Genomic DNA, 626 nt, shown 5'->3' on the forward strand with positions numbered 1-626 from the left:
CCGTCGGCGAAGTGCTCCAGCATGAAGTGGTCGGGGTCGCGCCAGTAGTCGAACAGCTGGCTGCCCTGGATGTGCCGGCCGATGCCCCAACTGCGCTTGTAGCCGCGCTCCTTGAGGTACTCGCCGCCGGCGGCGATGGAGTCCAGGTCGGTGACCTGGTAGGCGGAGTGGACGTAGCCCGTGCCCGGACCCAGGTGCATCGCGAGGGTGTGGTGGTCGGCGGGCACGCTGCCCTGGTCGCAGCGGATGAACGCCATCGTTGGCCCGCGGTCGCGCTGGCCGTCCAGGAACAGGAAGTCGGACACGATCATCCCGAGGGTGTCCAGGTACCAGTCCAGGGCCCGGGCGAACACCCGGGTCTCCAGCACCACATGCCCGAGACGCTGGATACGGGACGGCTCGCGCGGAGGCCGCTGCGTGGCGTTCGTACGACGGTGGTCCGTGCCGAAGTTGAGCAGCAGCGGCTGCTGTTCCGGCAGCGCGGGGAGTTGTTCGCCGCAGTGCACGACCCGCACCGGGAATCCCGAGGGGTCGAGCAGGTCGACCACCTTGCCGCCGCCGGGCACGTCGGCATCCCGTACGGCCGATCCGGTGGCACGGGCCAGCCGGTCCAGGTCGGCCCGCTC

At 70.4% G+C, this 626-nt stretch carries 1 protein-coding gene; it reads right to left on the bottom strand.

Annotated elements, in window-relative coordinates; all coding sequences use genetic code 11:
• The coding region (locus GTY47_RS03605; RefSeq protein WP_010038655.1) for a VOC family protein at window positions 1-626 on the bottom strand (626 nt) is incomplete at both ends.

It is taken from the genome of Streptomyces sp. SID5464 (genome assembly GCF_009862985.1).
Classification (GTDB): domain Bacteria; phylum Actinomycetota; class Actinomycetes; order Streptomycetales; family Streptomycetaceae; genus Streptomyces; species Streptomyces chartreusis_D.